Below are 17,958 nucleotides of genomic sequence, written 5' to 3'. Positions count from 1 at the left end.
CTACCGGCCCCATTCGCCGACCCGGCGCGGCCGGTCGGAGACGGCCATCACGTCGAGCGGCTCGTCGGCGTGTACAAGCGCTTCCAGGGTAGCCCGGGCGCTCGCGATCGTCGAACAGTACGGCACGTCCTCCTCGACAGCGACGGAAAGCGCCTCCCGATCCCGGGTGACCAAAAGATCGATCTCGCCGGCCCGAAGCGCGTCGCAAAGCGCCGTCTCGTCGTCGTACTCCGCGAGGTCGAACCGCTGTGTGAACCCATCCCGGAGCGCCGACTCCGTCTCCGGGTCCGTTTCGGTTCCCAGCACCGAGGGCGCAGACAGATCGACCACCGCCGTTCCCGCCCGGGGAATCCCCGAACCGGCAGCCGACTGTGCCTTGTCGTAGGCTTTGCCGAACGACCGGGCGGTGCCCATCACCTCGCCGGTGGACTTCATCTCCGGCCCGAGGCGGGGATCCGAGCCCGGCAGGCGGTCGAACGGGAGCACGACCTCCTTGACGCTGTGGTGCTCCGGGATCCGCTCTTCGGCGTCGAGTTCCGACAGCGACCGGCCCGCCATCACTTTCGCCGCGAGCTTGGCGATCGGCACGCCGGTCGCCTTCGAGACGAACGGGACGGTCCGCGAGGAGCGGGGGTTCGCCTCCAGTACGTACACGGTCGCCGCCGCGTTCGGATCGCCGACGCCGGTCACCGCGAGCTGGACGTTCAACAGCCCGACCGTCGACAGCGCCCGGGCGATCTCTTCGGTCACCTCGCGAACGCGGCCGAGTGTCGTCGAATCCAGCGACCGGGGCGGAATGACGCAGGCGGAATCGCCCGAGTGGACGCCCGCCGACTCGACGTGTTCCATGATGCCGCCGATCAGCACGCGTTCGCCGTCCGAGACGGCGTCGACGTCCAGCTCGATAGCGTTCTCGAGGAAGTCGTCGACGAGGATCGGCTTGTCGGGTGCCACCCGAACCGCCTCGTCGATGTACGTCTCCAGTTCGGCGTCGTCGCGCACGACCCGCATCGCCCGGCCGCCCAGCACGTAAGAGGGACGAACCAGCACCGGATACCCGATCTCGTGAGCGAGCTCGAGCGCACCATCCCTGCTCGTCGCGGTGCCGCCCTCCGGCTGGGCGATCCCGAGTTCGTCCATCAGGACGTTGAAGCGATCGCGGTCCTCCGCGAGGTCCATCGCCTCGACGCCTGTTCCCATGATCTCGCAGTCGAGTCCCCGGCGCTCGAGTTCCGCCTCCAGCGGCGCCCCGACGTTGACAGACGTCTGGCCACCGAACTGCACCATCACGCCGTCTGCACCGGTCGCCTCGACGACGTCGGCGACCTCCTCGGGGCTGATCGGCTCGAAGAACAGCCCATCGGAGGTGTCGTAGTCGGTCGACACCGTCTCGGGGTTGTTGTTGACCACGTGGGCGTCGATTCCCAGCTCCCGCAGCGCCGTCACCGCGTGGACGGCACAGTAGTCGAACTCCACGCCCTGGCCGATCCGGATCGGTCCGCCGCCGACCACGACGACGCTTTCGGCGTCCCGGTCGACCTGGAGCTCGTCGGTCCCCGTGGTAGTGTCGTCGTCGCCCCCCGCGAGGAACTCCGGCAGACGCGAGGAGTAGTAGTACGGCGTGGACGCCTCGAACTCGCCCGCGCAGGTGTCTACCTGCTTGAAAGCCCGATCGGGGACCGACGATTCGACGGTTCCGACATCCGCTCCCGCGACCGCGGCGACTTCAGCGTCGGTGTAGCCGGCGGTCGCCGCCGGCGTGAACTCCCCGTCCTGAGCGCGTTCGGCGGCGTCGGCGACGCGCTCGAACCGCTCGAGATACCACTCTTTGATTCCGGTGAGTTCCACCAGATCCTCGATCGTGTACCCCCGCTCGAACGCCTCGAAGATCGCGTACGGACGGTCCGGCGTGGGTGTCTCCAGGTACTCACCTTCGAGCTCGGAATCGTTCACGTCCTCCCAGTCGACTGCCGGATCATATTCCGAGGAGCGCAACGCCTTCAAAAGAGACTCCTCGAACGTCCGGCCGATCGCCATCGCCTCGCCGGTCGACTTCATTGCAGTCCCGAGATCGAATTCGACGTCGTCGAACTTGTCCTTCGGCCAGCGTGGCACCTTCGTGACGACGTAGTCGATCGCCGGCTCGAAGGCGGCGGTCGTCTCGCCGGTGATCTCGTTTTCGATCTCGTGGAGCCGCTTGCCGAGCGCGACCTTCGCGGTCACGCGGGCGATCGGATATCCCGTCGCCTTCGAGGCGAGCGCCGACGACCGGGACACCCGGGGATTGACCTCGACGACGCGGTACTCCCCGCCGGGCGTGCCGTCGTCGCGCCAGGCGAACTGGATGTTACAGCCGCCCTGGATCCCCAGCTCCCGGATCACCTCGAGTGCGGCGTTGCGCATCTCCTGGTGGCCCCTGTCGGGGATCACCTGCGAGGGGGTGACGACGACCGATTCGCCGGTGTGGATCCCCATCGGGTCGATGTTCTCCATGTTGCAGATGATGATACACGAGTCGCCGGCGTCGCGCATCACCTCGTACTCGAGTTCGACCCAGCCGGCGATCGACTCCGTGATCAGCACCTCGTCGTTGCGCGAAAGGCGCAGTCCCTTCCGGACCCGCTCGACCAGTTCGTCCATCTCGTGGACGACCCCGGACCCCGAGCCGCCGAGGGTGTAGGTCGTCCGGGCGATCACCGGGAGCCCGCCGACCTCCTCGACGGCCGCCTCGACGCGCTCTCTGAGCGCTCTTTCGTCGAATTCGGTTACGGACTCGCCCGCCGAAAGCGAGATAGTCGTCGAGCGTGGGACCGGCTGGCCGATCCGTTCCATCCGCTGGCGGAAGAGATCCCTGTCCTCCGTGGCGTAGATCGTGTCCAGCGGCGTCCCCATGATATCGACGTCGTACTGCTCGAGTACGCCCTGCTCGGCGAGTTCGGCTGTGACGTTGAGGCCAGTCTGTCCGCCGAGGCCGGCGATCACGCCGTCGGGCTCCTCGATCCGGATGATCTCCGAGATCGCCTCCGTCGTGATCGGCTCGATGTACACCCGGTCGGCCATTTCCGGGTCGGTCATGATGGTTGCCGGGTTCGAGTTGACGAGAACGACTCGGGCACCCTCTTCCTGCAGGGCTCGACAGGCCTGCGCGCCGGAGTAGTCGAACTCCGCAGCCTGTCCGATCTGTATCGGTCCGCTACCGATGAGCAGGATGGTCCGGTCGTCCGACCCCGCGTGGGTTCCACCCGGGGAGTTCTCGTCGGTCATCACCAGTCTACAGTGTGTTCATCGTAATAAGGCCGGCGATATAATACGATATTCGCAGCAAAATTTCGAAAATCGCAAGTCAACTGGTAACACGGGACGCGAATCAGTTTCTCGAGGGAGGTGGCACAAATCACAGAGCCGAAAGTATTTGTGTACGAGCCAAGAGAGTCAAAATTATGAAAGCTGTCGTGCTCGCCGCCGGGAAGGGGACCCGACTCCGGCCACTCACCGACGACAAACCGAAGGGAATGGTCGAAGTCGCGGACAAGCCCCTTTTGACCCACTGTTTCGAACAGCTCGCAGAGATGGACGCCGACGAGTTCGTCGTCGTCGTCGGCTACCGGAAGGAGGACATCATCAGCCACTACGGCGACGAATTCCGCGGGGTTCCGATCACCTACACCCACCAGCGGGAGCAGAAGGGGCTCGCCCACGCGCTGTTAACCGTAGAGGAACACGTCGACGACGACTTCATGCTGATGCTCGGGGACAACGTCTTCCGGGCGAACCTCGGCGACGTGGTCAGCCGCCAGCGGGAGGAACGCGCCGACGCGGCGTTCCTCGTTGAGGAGGTCCCCTACGAGGAGGCCTCCCGATACGGAGTGTGTGACACGAACAAGTACGGCGAGATCACGAACGTGATCGAAAAGCCCGAAGAGCCCCCGACGAACCTCGTGATGACTGGATTCTATACGTTTACGCCGGCGATCTTCCACGCGTGTCATCTCGTCCAGCCGTCCAACCGTGGCGAGTACGAGATCAGCGAGGCGATCGATCTACTGATCGAAAGCGGGCGGACGATCGACGCGATCCGGATGGACGGCTGGCGGATCGACGTCGGCTACCCGGAGGACCGCGACGAGGCCGAGCGCCGACTGACCGGGGCTGCCGAGGTCGAAGCGGAGTCGGCGTCCGGCGACGAGGAAAAACCCGTCGAAGCCGCCGACGGCGAGTGATCACCTCGTCCGGCGTGCGGCCCGGCGCGAACGAACAGAGATATACGCCCGTGCGTAGACGACCCTCACGATGAGTTCGACCGACGACGTCTGCGTTCTCGTTCCGACGCTCGAGGAGGCCGAGACGATCGGCGACGTCGTCGCCGGGTTCCGGGAGGAGGGGTTCGACCGGATCCTCGTCGTCGACGGCGGTTCGAGCGACGACACCCGGGAACTCGCCCGCGAGGCCGGTGCACGCGTCATCGAGCAGTCCGGGTCCGGGAAGGGGCAGGCGGTCCGCGAGGCGGTTGCAGAGCACGTCGAGGCGTCGTACGTGTTGATGGTCGACGGCGACGGCACCTATCGGCCCGAAGACGCCCAGGCCATGCTCGAGCCGTTGCTCTCCGGGGAGGCCGATCACGTCGTCGGAGACCGGTTCGCGGACATGCGAGAGGGTGCAATGACCCGGCTCAACCGGATCGGTAACCGGGCGATAAACCGATCGTTTGCGGCCATCCACGGCCAATCGTACGGGGACATTCTCTCCGGCTATCGGGCGTTCACGCGGGAGTCGTTCCGGGAGATGAACGTGACCGCGGACGGTTTCGGCATCGAGACGCAGCTCGCGGTCGAATGCGCCAGGCAGGACCTCGAGGTGGCTGTCGTTCCGATTTCGTATCTTCCCCGCCCCGACGGATCGAGCACCAACCTGCATCCGATCCGCGACGGGGGAATCATCTTCCTGGAGCTGTACCGACGAACGAAGACGAACAATCCGCTTTTCTACTTCGGCTCTGTCGGACTCGTCTCGACGGTGGTTGGCTCTTTCATAGGGCTGTACGTGGGATATCGCTGGTTCGTGGTCGGCATCAGCCACGAGGTCCTCGCGCTCGTTGCGGCGTTCGGAATCCTCTTTGGGGTCCAACTCTTGATTTTCGGGGTGCTGTCGGATCTGATCCTCACGCTCCACCGGGAACAACTCGACCGAATCGAGCAAATCGAGAGCGACTGAGTTCGAACCGACGGGCTAGAACGGAAGCAGTCCCCGTATCCGGTCGATAAGACCGCCGCCGGCACGGCGGTGTCGTTCGAACACCGGATGGATCTCCTCGAGGAGTTGCGCCTCCGATTGGAACCGCTCGGTTTCCAGCTCCGAGAGACCCTCCCGTAGCTCCAGCGTGTTGCCCGATCCGTCGTAGGGAACCTCGGTGTTGTCTATGGCGGCACAGATCTCGTCGGCCGTCGCCGGGTACTCGATGTCGGCCTCCTCGAGTCTCGCGGCGAGCGCGGCGATACCGAACTCGATGTGATCCGGATCCGAATCGTCCCCGGGAGGTCTCACTGCCATCGCCGACGGGTTACACCGCCCGGATAAAAACACCGGCGACTGTCGGTCAGCCCCCGTTTTTCCGCGACGTTCTCACCCGAGAACCGCGCTTTTGAGCGTTTTCAGGTACAGCGACGGCGTTTCACTCCGGGACCGTTCCAGCGCCGCCCGAAGCTCCCGGTGAGCGTCTTCCATCACGCCTTCGCCGTGGCCGACCAGTATTCGTTCGGGACGAAGCCCCTCGAGTGCCGCCCGAGGCGGGAACAGTCGGAGCATCGGATGGACGCCCAGGCGTTCCTGGTCCGTCCGGAAGTACGAGCACGTGCCGACAGCCTCCGGAACGTACAGGGTTCCTGCAACCGGATCCTCCTCGGGATCGTCCCCCGGTGGGGCGTACAGCCCGACTTCCTGCCAGGGCGGCACCGTCGAGTTCCGGATCCGGATCGACCGGAACCCGGTGTCGGCAAGCGACCTGCCGAACCGGCGCGTCGGCGCGTCGAACGCGTCGGCGACGCCGGTCATCCACTCGGGGAGGAACACGGGGACGTCGTGTCGGTTCGCGATCGCCGCACAGTCGCGTTTGTGGCGGTCCAGACAGCAGACGACGCCCGCCACGTCGCCGAACTCCTCGAGCAGTTCGTCGACTCCATCGGCGTCGAGCGGGTCGAGTACCCACACGTCCCCGTCGACCGCCACCGCGTGACTCGCCCGCTGCATGGTCTCTGCTGGATACGCCAGCCACCCGACGCCGGCGTCCCACCGATCGATGACATCGAGTTCGGCCGCCCCGGAGCCTTTCATTGGCATACCCCACTTTGGGCTTCCGCGGTGTTAACCGTTGTTCGGGCGCCCGACGTCCCCATGATTTCAATCGAGGGACCGTTCGACGTACGATACCGCCGCCTCCGGCGCGTCCACTGGTTCGATACCGGTCACGTCACCGACGTCGTGGGTTCCGAGCCCGGCTATCGGCCGATCGTAGACACCGGCGAGTCCGAGCTCCGAGAGGGTTCCTGGACCGCCGTCGATCGCGATCACTGCGTCGCCGTTCATCACCACGAGCGCGTTTCTTGCGTGACCCAGCCCCGTCGCGATCGGGGTTTCGACGTGGTCGTTTGCGTCGCTGGGACGGTCAGTCGGAAGGATGCCGATCGTCTCACCGTCGGCTTCGCGGGCACCCCGACAGACCGCCTCCATCACCCCGCCGAGTCCGCCACAGACGACCGTGTGACCCCGTTCGGCCAGTAGCCGCCCCACCGTCTCCGCCTGTTTTGCGGTCCGTTCGGGGACCGAACTCCCGCCGATCACGCTCACTCGCATACCTGTTTCGATCGGTCGTGGGCCCAAAAAGGCTCTGTGAGGCCGTGGTCGATCGTCCGCCGCTCACCCGAAGACGTGGTCCATCAGGAACCGCTGAACCAGCCCCGGTTTCCGGTCGGCGTGGCTTTTCACCATCACGGCGTTCGCCTCGACGGAGTCGACGAGCCGGTTGCCCGGCCGCCCGAGCAGTCGTGCGGTGAGTCCCGTACGGTCGACCCCGGTGACGAGTAGTTCCGCGTCGCCGACGAACCGCGCGAGTCCCGTGATCTCGTCGTCGGTTTCGATCACCGTCGATCGGGTCGGGACGGTCAACGTCGAGATCAACCGATCGTGGTACGACTCGATCGTCTCCCGTCTACTTTCGGGGGCGTCCGCAGGAATCGCCTGCAGGAGATGGATTCCGGCGCCGGCTTCCTCGGCGATCGAGTCTGCAATCAGGAGCTTCACGGGGTCGTACGGCCCGCGGTTTGCGACCACCGCCACCTCCGAGACGTCGTTTACGCCGGGATGGTCGTTCGCCGCCGGATCGGAGCCTTCGTCGACCAGGAGCACGTCACAGGGGGCGTTCTCGAGTATCCAGTCGGTTCCCTTGCCGAACAGCCGCTTGTGGAAGTCGGCCCTGTCACGTTCCATCACCAGCAGGTCGTGGCCCTCGTAGGTGGCGTAGTCGACCATCGACTGTGCGGGGTGTTCTGCCTCGATCCGTCGGTACTGGAGGCCGCCTTTGTTCGCCGGCGATCCGCCGTCGGCTCGCACACCATTCAACCACTCAGGCGCCTCCGTCGAGACGGTGGGATGGGTTTCGGCAAACATCTGGTGGGGGACGTCGACGAACTCGACAACTGAGACGGAGGTCGTCCGGAGTCGACCGATGTCGTTCGCAGTTCGGACCAGTTCTCGTTTCATTGCCGGAGACGTGTCGTCGGTGATCGCGACCAGAACGTCGAACGTTTCGTCCGACTCGAACAGCCGTCGAGTCTCCTCGATTGCTCGGTTGCCGACGTTCTCGCGGGCGCCCTTCCGGACGGCTCCCTCTCGGTCGACCCGCGGGCGTGCGTAGACGAAGTACCATCCGATCGCGACGACCGTGATGAGCGCCGCCCCCGCCAGGGGGACGGTTCCCATCTGGGTCAACACGATCAGCCCGCCGGCCATGCCGAACACCTGCATCCACGGATACAGCGGCGCGACGAACTCCGGATCGTAGTTCTCGACGGCGCCCTCCCGAAACCCGATCACCGCGAGGTTCACCAGGACGAACACGAGGATCTGGAACGCGCTGCCGAGCTTTGCGACCTGCTCGATCGGCAGCGTCGCGATCATCACCATCATCATCCCGCCGGTGATGCCGACAGCCAGCGCGGGCGTCTTGAACCGCTGGCTGAGTCGCTCGAACTGCGGCGGCGCGAGCCCGTCGCGGGCCATCGCGAACGGGAACCGCGAGGCCGAAAGCAATCCAGCGTTTGCGGTCGACGCGAGCGCGAGAAGCGCCGCGAGGACGACGATCGCGACGCCGATGTCGCCGAGGGCGGCGTCTGCGGCGTAGGCGATGGAGGCGACCTCCTCGCCGCCGGCCGGGACGAACTCCCCGCCCGGCGAGAGGTCGGGCGCGACGCCGATCGCCACGTAGACGACCAGCACGTACATTGCGGTGGTCAACGCCAGCGCACCGATCATCGCGAGAGGAATCGTCCGTCCGGGATCTTTCACTTCCTCTGCCACGGCGGTGATCTTGATCACGCCCGCATACGAGACGAACACGAGCCCAGTCGCCGCGAGGATCCCCTCGGAGGCGAGATCGAAGGATCCGGCGGTCTGTGCGGGCGAGATCCCGCCGACGCCGCCGATCACGAAGTATCCCATCGCGAGTATCATGATCCCGACGATGGCGAACTGCAGGCCGCCGGTCGATTTCGTGCTGACGACGTTGAGTACGGTGAACGCCACCGCGAGCCCCAGCGCGATCAGCAGGATGTACTCCGCGAGTGTCGGGGCCACGTACACCAGGTACGGAACCCCGCCCACGAGTGCCAACGCCCCTTTAAACGAGAGCATGAACCAGTTTCCGATCCCCGCGATGGTTCCGAGTATCGGTCCCATTCCGCGTTCGACGTACACGTACGACCCGCCGTCCTCGGGCATCGCGGTCGCCATCTCCGAGGCGGACAGCGCCGCAGGGAGCACAAGGATCCCCGCAATCAGGTACGCCGCCACGACGGCGGGCCCGGCCGCCGCGTACGCGATACCGGGGAGGATGAAGATACCGGAGCCGACCATGGCGCCGATCGCGATCGCAGTCGTCGCCGGGAGGCCGAGGTCACGCCGGAGTTCCGTGACCATTTCAGTCGTCACCTCCCGGAGCGACTGTCGTCGTCGCCTTCTTTTCCCGCAACGCCACGCCGCCGTAATAGAGGATCACGGCCGTTACGAACACCGACGAGCCAATCAGCAGAACGAAGCTCACGGTGTCCAGAATCGGCATTTCGAACCAGGTGGCGAGTTCGCCGAACGCGACGGCGGTGCTGGCCAGAAGCAGCATGATCCCGAAGTAGATCGTGACGTCGTCCTCGTCGACGTACGCCGTCGAAGCCGAGCCGATCCGGGCGCCCAGCGCGCTGCCGACCAGAAGCGCCGTGACGACACCCAGGTCGATGACGCCGGAGAGTCCGTAGGTGAACGCGCCGACGGCGCCGGACATCAGCGCGCCGAACAGGCTGGTGCCGACCGCGGCTGTGAGCGAGACGCCGATCAGGTAGTAGATCGCGGGCATGCGGATGAATCCGCCGCCCACTCCGAGGAAACCCGAGACGACCCCGACGCCGCCGCCGACACCCGAGATCGTCCACATCGAGGCCTTGCTTCCGTCCGTCAACGTTACCATCGGCGGAACGTTGTACGACTTGATCTTTTTGGCGATGTCGGGGATGTCGTCTTCGTCGTCGGGTGTCCCGTGGTCACCGGACTCGTCGTTTGCGTCTCTCTCGCTGTTCTTTTTGAGGGCGTTTCGGGTGAAGATGAGGCCGATCGCCGCCAGCAACAGGATGTAGGCGATCCCGACCACGAGTTCGGCCTGACCGAGCCGATCGAGAAACAGCACGATCATCTTCCCCGCCTCGATGCCCAGCGCGATCCCGACGAACATCAGGGCGCCGAGTTTGTAGTCCACTTCGCCGACGTCGTGGTGTTTCAGCGTCGCGATGACGGCGGTCCCGAAGACGAACGCCATGCTAGAACCGATCGCGACCGGTGCGGGATACCCCAGGATCAACAGCGCGGGGGTGACCAGAAACGAACCACCCATGCCGAAGAACCCGAAGAACACCCCGACCATGAACCCGAAGCTGACGAACAGTGCAAGCAGTTCTGGGGTAAGTCCAAGTAGCTCCATCGATCAGGCGTTCTGTATCGTCTCGATCACGCGTGGTGCAGCCCGGTCTTCGAGATAGCCGTAGCCGACGTACAGCAGGACGGCCTCGACGAGCACGACGCCGACGAGTAGTGCAGCCTGCAACCATGCCGGCAGTCCGAGCGCCTCGATCACTCGCGTTCACCTCCCTTCAGTTTAGTTGTCATTCGTTGCCACCTCGCGTGCTGTCGGATCGTGTGCGAATCACGCGTTCTCACTCGCTCGTTCATAACCGACGCGGTGTAATAACAGTTTTGGGATTGATAGACAATATTACTGCAAAGAATGCCATCGATATCCCACGGGAATATCCGCATAAGTTTCCGAAATATGGGGGGATTTGATGAAACCAGACGGGCGTATCTGCGGAGGTGGCCGCCGATCTCCCCCGCGCAAACTGGAGCGTTTCGACTCACCGATATTGGGTTATCAAAACAATATTATATCCCCCGTCCGTAACACGAGTATGAAAGCGGTGTACGCTACTGACCTTTCTGCGGCCAGCGAGGCGGCGATCGAAAACGAGACCTGTCTCGGCTGTCTGGGCCGCATCGGCGTCGAGGAGGTGCATCTGGTAACTGTCGTCCCTTCGAACGTCCACGCGGGCATGCCCGGATTGGACTTCGAGGGGCGGCGAAAGCGGGGACTCGCCCGATACAGTCGAACAATGGAGAACGCAGGGTTCGACGTCGAGACGCACGTGGTCCGCGGGACGCCACACCGACGGATCAACGGGGTCGCCGGAACGGTCAACGCCGACCTGACTGTCGTCGGTTCCCGCGGGAAGAGCCCGCTCGAGAACCGGGTGATCGGTTCGACCGCCCGGAACCTCGCCAGGACGACGGTCGTGCCGCTGGTGGTCAACCGGGTCGAACGCGGGGCCGAGGATCCCGAGGTCGTCCGGAAACATCTCTTCCAGCGCGTGCTGTTTGCCACCGATTTCTCCGAGAACGCCGACCGTGCGTTCCAGTCGTTTTCGTATCTCCGGCACGCCACACAGGAGGCGACGCTCGTACACGTCCGATCGCCGAAGGATCCGGATCCCGAGGGCGAACTCTCCCCGGCAGATCGCCTGGATGAACTCGCCGAACGGCTCGACGAGTGGGACATCGAGGTCGAGACCGACGTTCGCCGGGGCGATCCCGCCGAAGAGATCCTCGCAGCCGAGTCCGAGTACGACCCGACGGCGGTGTTGCTCGGATCACGAGGACACAGTCGGCTCCGGCGGCTCCTTTTGGGCAGCGTCTCCGAAGACGTGGTCGCGCGTGCGAACGGGAACGTCTTTCTCGTCCCGCCGCCGCGGACGGCCTGATCCGACGGCGTGATCGAACGAGCCACCGATCGACCCCCTGAGCGAACAATCCTTTATAGGAAGCCACGACCAATTCCCGGCCGATGGACGTAGACAAACATGCCGAGGAGCTCGCCTCCGCTCTCGGCGTCGACAAATCGGAGGTCAGATCCGACCTGGAGAACCTGCTCCAGTACAGCGTACCGATCGAGGAAGCCAAACAGTCGATCCGGCGCAAACACGGCGACGGCGGTGGCGGCTCCGCCGAACCCGTCTCCCTTGACGTCGCGGAGGTGACGCCCGATAAATCGAACGTCACCGTCACCGGGAAAGTGTTGACCGTGGGCAGACGGACGATTCGCTATCAGGGAGAAGACGTCGAGATCCGAGAGGGGGAACTCGCCGACGAGACCGGTGTGATCTCCTACACCGCCTGGCAGGACTTCGGGTTCGAACCCGGCGACTCGATCACCGTGGGCAACGCCGGCGTTCGCGAGTGGGACGGACAGCCGGAACTCAACCTCGGCGAGAACACGAGCGTCGCGGTGGCCGACGACCTCGAGGTTCCCTACGAGGTCGGCGGGGAGTCGAGCCTGATCGACCTCGAACCCGGCGATCGCGGGCGGACGATCGAGGTTCGGGTCCTCGAGATGGAGCGGCGGACGATCGACGGCCGGGACGGGGAAACCGAGATCCTCTCGGGGGAGGTCGGCGACGAAACCGGCCGGCTGCCGTTCACCGATTGGTCGCCCAGAGCCGAGATCGAGCCCGGCGCCGACCTCCGGATCGAGGACGTGTATGTCCGGGAGTTCCGCGGCGTGCCGTCGGTGAACCTCTCGGAGTTTACGACCGTCACACCGCTGCCGGAGGCGGTCGCGGTGCGCGAGGACGCCCCCCAGCTGTCGGTCGGACGGGCGGTCGAGACCGGCGGGATGTACGACGTCGAAGTCGTCGGCACCGTGATCCAACTGCGGGATGGCTCGGGGTTGATCGAGCGGTGTCCCGAGTGTGGACGCGTGGTTCAGGGTGGACAGTGCCGGAGCCACGGGGCGGTCGAGGCCGAGGACGACCTCCGGGTGAAGGCGATCGTCGACGACGGGACAGGGACGTTAACTGCGATCCTGGGAACCGAACTCACCGCGGAGGTGTACGGCGGCGGTATCGAAGAGGCGAAATCCGCCGCGCGCGACGCGATGGACAAGGAGGTCGTCGCGGCGGAGATCGCAAACCGGATCGAGGGACGAACGTTCCGTGTCCGGGGGAACCTCTCGGTCGACGACTACGGCGCCAACCTCAACGCCGAGGCGTTCGAGCCGGTAGCGGACGATCCCGCCGAGGAGGCGAAAGCGGCCCTGGAACGACTGGGTTCGACTCCAGTTGGCGGTCCCGCTGCCGACGGAGGTGAGCGCCGATGAGCGCCGGCGAGGGAAGTTCGGGCGACGGCGGATCGGGCGATGGCGGATCGGGCGACGGTGGATCCTTCGGTGGTGGCGGACGGGAGATCGCCCACAGGCTGTTCGCCGCGGAGTTCGACGACGCGACGCTGTCGTACTCGGAAAGCGACGAGGAGCGCGCCCCGAACTACGTCGTGACGCCGACCGGAGCGCGGGTCAACCGGCTGTTCGCGGTGGGCGTGTTGACGGAAGTCGAGGCGGTAAACGAGGAGACGAGCCGGGGACGGATCGTGGACCCGACGGGGGCGTTCGTCACGTACGCGGGACAGTACCAGCCGGACGAGGCTGCGTTCCTCGAGCGTGCCGACCCACCGGCGTTCGTCGCGCTCACCGGGAAGGCCCGGACGTTCGAACCGGAGGACTCCGATCGGGTGTTCACGTCGGTGCGCCCGGAGAGTCTCAACGCGGTCGACGCCCGGACGCGCGATCGCTGGGTCGTCTCGACTGCGGAAGCCACTCTCGACCGGCTCGCGGTGTTCGTCCGCGCGCTGGAGTCACAGCACCGCGGGGATCGGCTCCGGGAGGCACTGGCTGCGGGCGGGGCCTCCCCGGCGCTTGCGGCCGGGATCCCGAAGGCACTGGAGACGTACGACACCTCGCCCGCCTACGTCGAGGCGATCCGTCGGACGGCCGTGGAGGCGCTCGAACTCGTTGCCGGCGATCGCGAAGAGGTGACTCGTCCCTCGCTCGCGCCGGGGGAACCGGGCGACGTGGGTCTCACGGAGATCGGTCCGTTGCCGGAGACCGACGTCACGATCGCGGACGTGGACGATGGGACGGCTGTAACGCAGGAATCCGAACTCGACGAAACGCAGGCAGCGGCTGACGTGAGTGCAGCCGAGACGGAGCCGATCGAGGACACCGAGGTCGGTGGGTCGTCGGACGACGACATCGCGGGCGGGGAAGACCTCGAAGACGAAGACGTCGACGAAGACCTCGACGACGGCGGGATGTACGAACTCGACGAGGAGGAGCGGAAAGAGGTCGAAGACGAGTACGGGGCGGAGTTCACAACCGGCTCCGAGATCGACGACCCCGGCGAGGCCGACATCGACGTCCCCGACGCCGACGAACTGGCGGCCGAACTCGAGGCGGGCGCCGGCGACGAGGCGGGCGCCGGCGACGAGGCGGGCGATGCGGAAACTGTCGACGAGGCTATCGATTCGGGTGACACCGACGAAACCGCGGACATCGACGCCTCCGAACCGGAGGCGGTTGAAGAACCCGAGGCGACCGACGAGCCTGAATCGGCGGACGTCGACCTGGAATCGGCGACGATCGAGGCGATCGAGGCGATCGACGACGGCGACGGCGCCGACAGGGAGGCGGTCGTTGCCCGCGTCGTCGACGAGTACGGTGTCGATCCGGGTGCAGTCGAGGACGCGATCCAGGACGCCCTGATGGGCGGCCTCTGTTATGAACCCGGAGACGACCGTCTGAAGGCGATCTGACGACGGTGACGCCCACGCCAGTCGAGCCGGTGGCGAACGCGGCGGCGGCGATCGTCGACGGCGACGGGGAGCGGGCGCTTGCAGTCGCGGACTACCACGCCGGCATCGAGATCGGACTCAGGTACGAACGCGGCGTCGAACTCGAATCGGCGGCCGACCGTCGCAGAGAGCGACTGTTGTCGCTTCTCGACCGAACGGCAGCGGATCGGGTGATCGTGCTGGGCGATCTCGCCCACCGGATCCGCGCCCCCGACGGGGAGGAGCGCGAGGAGATCGAGACGCTGATCGATGCAGTGACCGACCGGGTCCCCCTGACGCTCGTGCAGGGGAACCACGACGGCGGCGTCGCGGCCGCCTTCGCCGACCGGATCGACGTGACACCTACCGACGGGACCGTCTATGGCGACGTCGGACTCGTCCACGGCCACACCTGGCCCGCACCCGAGGTATTCGAGGCGGACGTCGTCTGTATGGGACACGAACACCCGCAGGTCAGGCTCCGGGACGAGGTGGGTGGCACCCGGATGGAGCGGGCGTGGCTCCGCGGCCAACTCAATCCGGAACCGTTCCGCGAGGAAGGAATCATCGCCGACGGAGCCGCCGTTTCGGGAAGCGAACTCGTCGTCTTTCCGGCGTTCAACGACCGGTCGGGGGGGACATGGGTGAACGTCGATGGACAGTCGTTTCTCTCACCGTTTCTGCCGGTGGGACTCGCCGACGCCGACGCCTACCTCTTGGACGGGACGCGTCTCGGACCCTTCGGGACCATCTGATTTTGCACCGACAGCGACGGCACTCTCTGTCCGCTCCGCGGTTCACTTCCGTCGCCGTCCGCGACCGAACAACCGCTGTACGAGCGATCTATCGGCGGGGCGCTCCGCCAGAAGGACGGAGGCGTCCACTTCGTCTACGATCTTGAGGTGCAACGAGTCGGTCACCAGCCGCGAGAGCATGCCACGCTCGGTTGCACCCAGTATGACCATCGTGCTGTCTTCGGCCTTCCGTTCTATCGTCCTCTCGATGTCGCCGGAGGTGTCCACGGTCCGGATGGCCTCCTCGATGTCGTGTTTCTCTGCCCACCGTTCGAGGAACTGTTCGCCGGTCTTTCGCTCATCTTCGCCATCAACGATGTGTAACAGTTCGATCTCCGAATCGACGCTCTCCTGAAGCGCCCAGGCGATTTCCCCGCTCAGGTCCGAATCAGGCCCACCGGCGGTCGGAAGGAGGATCGTCGTCGGGTCGAGTCCACGGTCCTTCACGACGAGGAAGTCACACGGGAGTGTGTTGGTCAGTTCGTCGATCGGGCGTTCGGCGCGGGCAGAGTCCCACAGGCGGTCAGGTCCCCACCCCAGGAGCACCAGGTCGGGACGCGTCCGCCTCGCCCGGTCGAACACCTCCTCGAACGATCTGGAGGAGACAATCGTCGACGACTCGAACGTGACGTCATAACCGTCGGTGTGGCGTTCGAGGTCCTCGAGCAATTGCTCCGATTCGTGGGTAATTCGCCTCGCTTGCGATCCGGTGGTCATCCGCTCGGGTGCCTGGACGATGTTGACGGCGTGGACGGTCCCGACCCCTCGGGTCTCGGCGATCGCACTGGCCAGTTTGATCAGGTTCGATTCTGTACGGGGGTTTGCTATCGGAACCAGAATCCGATAGTCGTCGGGATCACGAACGATGTCCTCGACGGTATCGACTACCGGGACGTACGACCGTCCGGCGAGATTACCCAGCAGCCACTCGCGGATCGACAGTCTGCGAACGTGTTCGAACCGCTCGACTTCGAGTCGCCGCTCGCTGGTCTGGTAGTAGTTGACGACGGTGACGAGCAACACCCCACCGATCGTGTTGCCGAGCAGAACCGGAATAACAAACCCCCACATGCCGACCACGAATCCGAGATCACCCACCATCATCAGATACAGCGCTTCGGTAAAGGAGACTACCACGTGAAAGAGGTCGCCGAGGGGGATCGCCAGAAACGCGAGATAGACCACAATTAACCGGGAGATGGTGTCTTGCGAGGCGAAGTTTATCCACACGACGCCGGCGACGATCAGGCCGGCGAACGCGCCCTTGAAAAAGAGATCCCATGCCGGGGTCGCAACGCCTTTTTCTGCGAGATCGATCGCGACGGCTGTGGCCTCCGGGCTGAACACGCCGCCGTACGCGAGCGCGACCGCGCCGACTGCCCCGCCGGCGAAGTTGCCCGCGAGCACGATCGACCAGTGACGCAACAGCGCGGGAATCGAGGCCAGCCGCTCCAGCGTCAGCGCTACCGGGGGAAGCGTGTTTTCGGTGTACAACTGATAGCCGCCGATGATGATGTAGATAAACCCGAGCGGATACAGTAGTGCAGCGGCGATACTGCTGTCCGTCTTGGTCGTCATCGAGGCGTACAGCAGGAACGTGATGGTGATCGCGAATCCGGCTGCGACGCCGCTGAAAAACAGTTCTCGGACGCTGGAGGTGATTTCGTGGTCGGCGTCGGCGACGATCCGCTGGAACACTTCGTCGGAGGAGAACCGGTCGGCGATGACTTCGCCCCTGACAGGAATTCCGCCTTCGGTTCTCGCCGCCGGCTCGTCGACCGGCGACGTTCCGTCGCTATTCATTGCCGGGTCAACACCGCGTGGGAACTAAGAACTTCCCTTCTCGTCGGATGTCGTCGAACCGGGCGTCAGTCGATCGCGCACTCGTCTCCCGGAGTCCCAGAGAAGCGCCGCGTCGTCGGTGAACACCTCGACGGCGACGCTTCCGTCGAACCCGGAGAGCTGTTCGGAGAGGATCTCGTAGTCGATCTCGCCGGCGCCGACCGGGATGTGAGTGTCCCCACGCCGACGCGCGTCGTGAACGTGCAGGTGAGTGACTCGATCGCCGTGGCTCCGCAGGAATCGCGTTATTCCGTCGTTTCCAGCTTCCATGTACGCGTGCCCCACGTCGAAACACACCGGCGCATCGACTTCCCTGGCGACCTCGCCCAGGACGGACAGTTGGACGCCGTGATGCTGGTGTCCGACGTTCTCGACGACCACCTCCACGCCCGCGCGTTCGCCCGCGTCGACGACGACGGAAAGCTGCTCGGCGAACCGCTCCCGCAGGTCGACGTCGTCCCGGTCGGCAGTGGTTCCGTGCAACACCGCCTTCCGGGCGCCGACGTCCCCGGCCCACGACAGCAGCCGGGTCTGGTAGTCGACGATCGCCTCGTTCAGTTCCTGTACGTGTGTCACGACCGGCTGGTCGAACGGCAGATGGACGTACAGGTCGCGTCCGTCGAGCGCCGTCTCGAGACGGTCGCGGTCGATCGACGTCGGCGGGAGGAAGCTGTCCCCGATCGAGAGTTCGAGGAAGGCGTATCGACCATCCGCGGCGTCGATCCGCTCAAGTTCGTCCCCGACCGTGAGCCCGAGGTCCATACTGGATCGCCGGACGCGACCGACTTATAAGGTCGGGCAATCCCTGGGGCTGGGACTGGGAACCGTCGAAGCGGTGGCCTTAATCGCGTCGCCC

At 65.3% G+C, this 17,958-nt stretch carries 15 protein-coding genes; 6 read left to right on the top strand and 9 right to left on the bottom strand.

What is annotated here, in order from left to right:
• Positions 1-3,264 (bottom strand): carbamoyl-phosphate synthase large subunit, encoded by a 3,264-nt coding sequence (gene carB / locus AArcSl_RS00715; protein WP_119813756.1) that lies wholly within the window; start codon positions 3,262-3,264, stop codon positions 1-3.
• 176 nt (positions 3,265-3,440) lie between these two features.
• On the opposite strand from carB, the gene aglF reads away from it, so the two are divergent.
• Entirely contained in the window at positions 3,441-4,220 is a 780-nt protein-coding gene (aglF, locus tag AArcSl_RS00710) for a UTP--glucose-1-phosphate uridylyltransferase AglF (RefSeq protein ID WP_119813754.1), read from the top strand.
• Between the two features lie 70 nt (positions 4,221-4,290).
• The gene (gene aglJ, locus AArcSl_RS00705) at positions 4,291-5,211 is read left to right on the top strand and encodes an S-layer glycoprotein N-glycosyltransferase AglJ (RefSeq protein WP_119813752.1); all 921 of its coding nucleotides are present in this window, start codon (positions 4,291-4,293) and stop codon (positions 5,209-5,211) included.
• Between the two features lie 15 nt (positions 5,212-5,226).
• Here the strand turns inward: aglJ and AArcSl_RS00700 are convergent, their stop codons facing one another.
• From AArcSl_RS00700 to AArcSl_RS16950, 6 genes are all read right to left on the bottom strand, one after another.
• Positions 5,227-5,547 (bottom strand): hypothetical protein, encoded by a 321-nt coding sequence (locus tag AArcSl_RS00700; protein WP_119813750.1) that lies wholly within the window; start codon positions 5,545-5,547, stop codon positions 5,227-5,229.
• A gap of 72 nt (positions 5,548-5,619) precedes the next feature.
• Entirely contained in the window at positions 5,620-6,333 is a 714-nt protein-coding gene (locus AArcSl_RS00695) for a hypothetical protein (RefSeq protein ID WP_193588486.1), read from the bottom strand.
• A gap of 60 nt (positions 6,334-6,393) precedes the next feature.
• The gene (locus AArcSl_RS00690; protein ID WP_119813746.1) at positions 6,394-6,846 is read right to left on the bottom strand and encodes a TIGR00725 family protein; all 453 of its coding nucleotides are present in this window, start codon (positions 6,844-6,846) and stop codon (positions 6,394-6,396) included.
• A gap of 63 nt (positions 6,847-6,909) precedes the next feature.
• Entirely contained in the window at positions 6,910-9,186 is a 2,277-nt protein-coding gene (locus AArcSl_RS00685; protein ID WP_119813744.1) for an amino acid permease, read from the bottom strand.
• 1 nt (position 9,187) lies between these two features.
• Positions 9,188-10,234 carry a sulfite exporter TauE/SafE family protein gene (locus AArcSl_RS00680; RefSeq protein WP_119813742.1) on the bottom strand — a complete coding sequence of 349 codons (1,047 nt, stop codon included), beginning with the start codon at positions 10,232-10,234 and terminating at the stop codon, positions 9,188-9,190.
• A 3-nt stretch (positions 10,235-10,237) separates the two neighbouring features.
• A complete protein-coding gene (locus tag AArcSl_RS16950) occupies positions 10,238-10,384 on the bottom strand; it encodes a DUF7512 family protein (RefSeq protein ID WP_449267273.1) in 147 nt (48 codons plus the stop codon).
• Between the two features lie 334 nt (positions 10,385-10,718).
• Here AArcSl_RS16950 and AArcSl_RS00675 point away from each other — a divergent pair, with 334 nt between their 5' ends.
• The 4 genes from AArcSl_RS00675 to AArcSl_RS00660 all read left to right on the top strand — a co-directional run bounded on the left by AArcSl_RS00675 (position 10,719) and on the right by AArcSl_RS00660 (position 15,221).
• The gene (locus tag AArcSl_RS00675) at positions 10,719-11,564 is read left to right on the top strand and encodes a universal stress protein (RefSeq protein WP_119813740.1); all 846 of its coding nucleotides are present in this window, start codon (positions 10,719-10,721) and stop codon (positions 11,562-11,564) included.
• Between the two features lie 83 nt (positions 11,565-11,647).
• Positions 11,648-12,958, top strand: coding sequence for a Single-stranded DNA binding protein (locus AArcSl_RS00670; protein ID WP_119813738.1), 1,311 nt, complete (start codon positions 11,648-11,650; stop codon positions 12,956-12,958).
• Positions 12,955-14,448, top strand: a complete 1,494-nt coding sequence (locus tag AArcSl_RS00665; protein ID WP_245883313.1) for an RPA family protein — start codon at positions 12,955-12,957, stop codon at positions 14,446-14,448. Before AArcSl_RS00670 ends, AArcSl_RS00665 begins: the two co-directional genes overlap by 4 nt.
• Positions 14,445-15,221: a metallophosphoesterase gene (locus AArcSl_RS00660; protein ID WP_394337326.1), complete on the top strand. Its 777-nt coding sequence runs from the start codon at positions 14,445-14,447 to the stop codon at positions 15,219-15,221. Before AArcSl_RS00665 ends, AArcSl_RS00660 begins: the two co-directional genes overlap by 4 nt.
• A 42-nt stretch (positions 15,222-15,263) precedes the next feature.
• Here the strand turns inward: AArcSl_RS00660 and AArcSl_RS00655 are convergent, their stop codons facing one another.
• Positions 15,264-17,063 (bottom strand): formate/nitrite transporter family protein, encoded by a 1,800-nt coding sequence (locus AArcSl_RS00655; protein ID WP_119813734.1) that lies wholly within the window; start codon positions 17,061-17,063, stop codon positions 15,264-15,266.
• A 24-nt stretch (positions 17,064-17,087) separates the two neighbouring features.
• Positions 17,088-17,864, bottom strand: coding sequence for a sugar phosphate isomerase/epimerase family protein (locus AArcSl_RS00650; RefSeq protein ID WP_119813732.1), 777 nt, complete (start codon positions 17,862-17,864; stop codon positions 17,088-17,090).
• Positions 17,865-17,958 lie beyond the last annotated feature (94 nt).

It is taken from the genome of Halalkaliarchaeum desulfuricum (assembly GCF_002952775.1).
GTDB classification, from domain to species: Archaea; Halobacteriota; Halobacteria; order Halobacteriales; family Haloferacaceae; genus Halalkaliarchaeum; species Halalkaliarchaeum desulfuricum.
The sequence above is the reverse complement of the archived record's forward strand: the minus strand, read 5'-3'. Positions and strand labels throughout refer to the sequence as shown.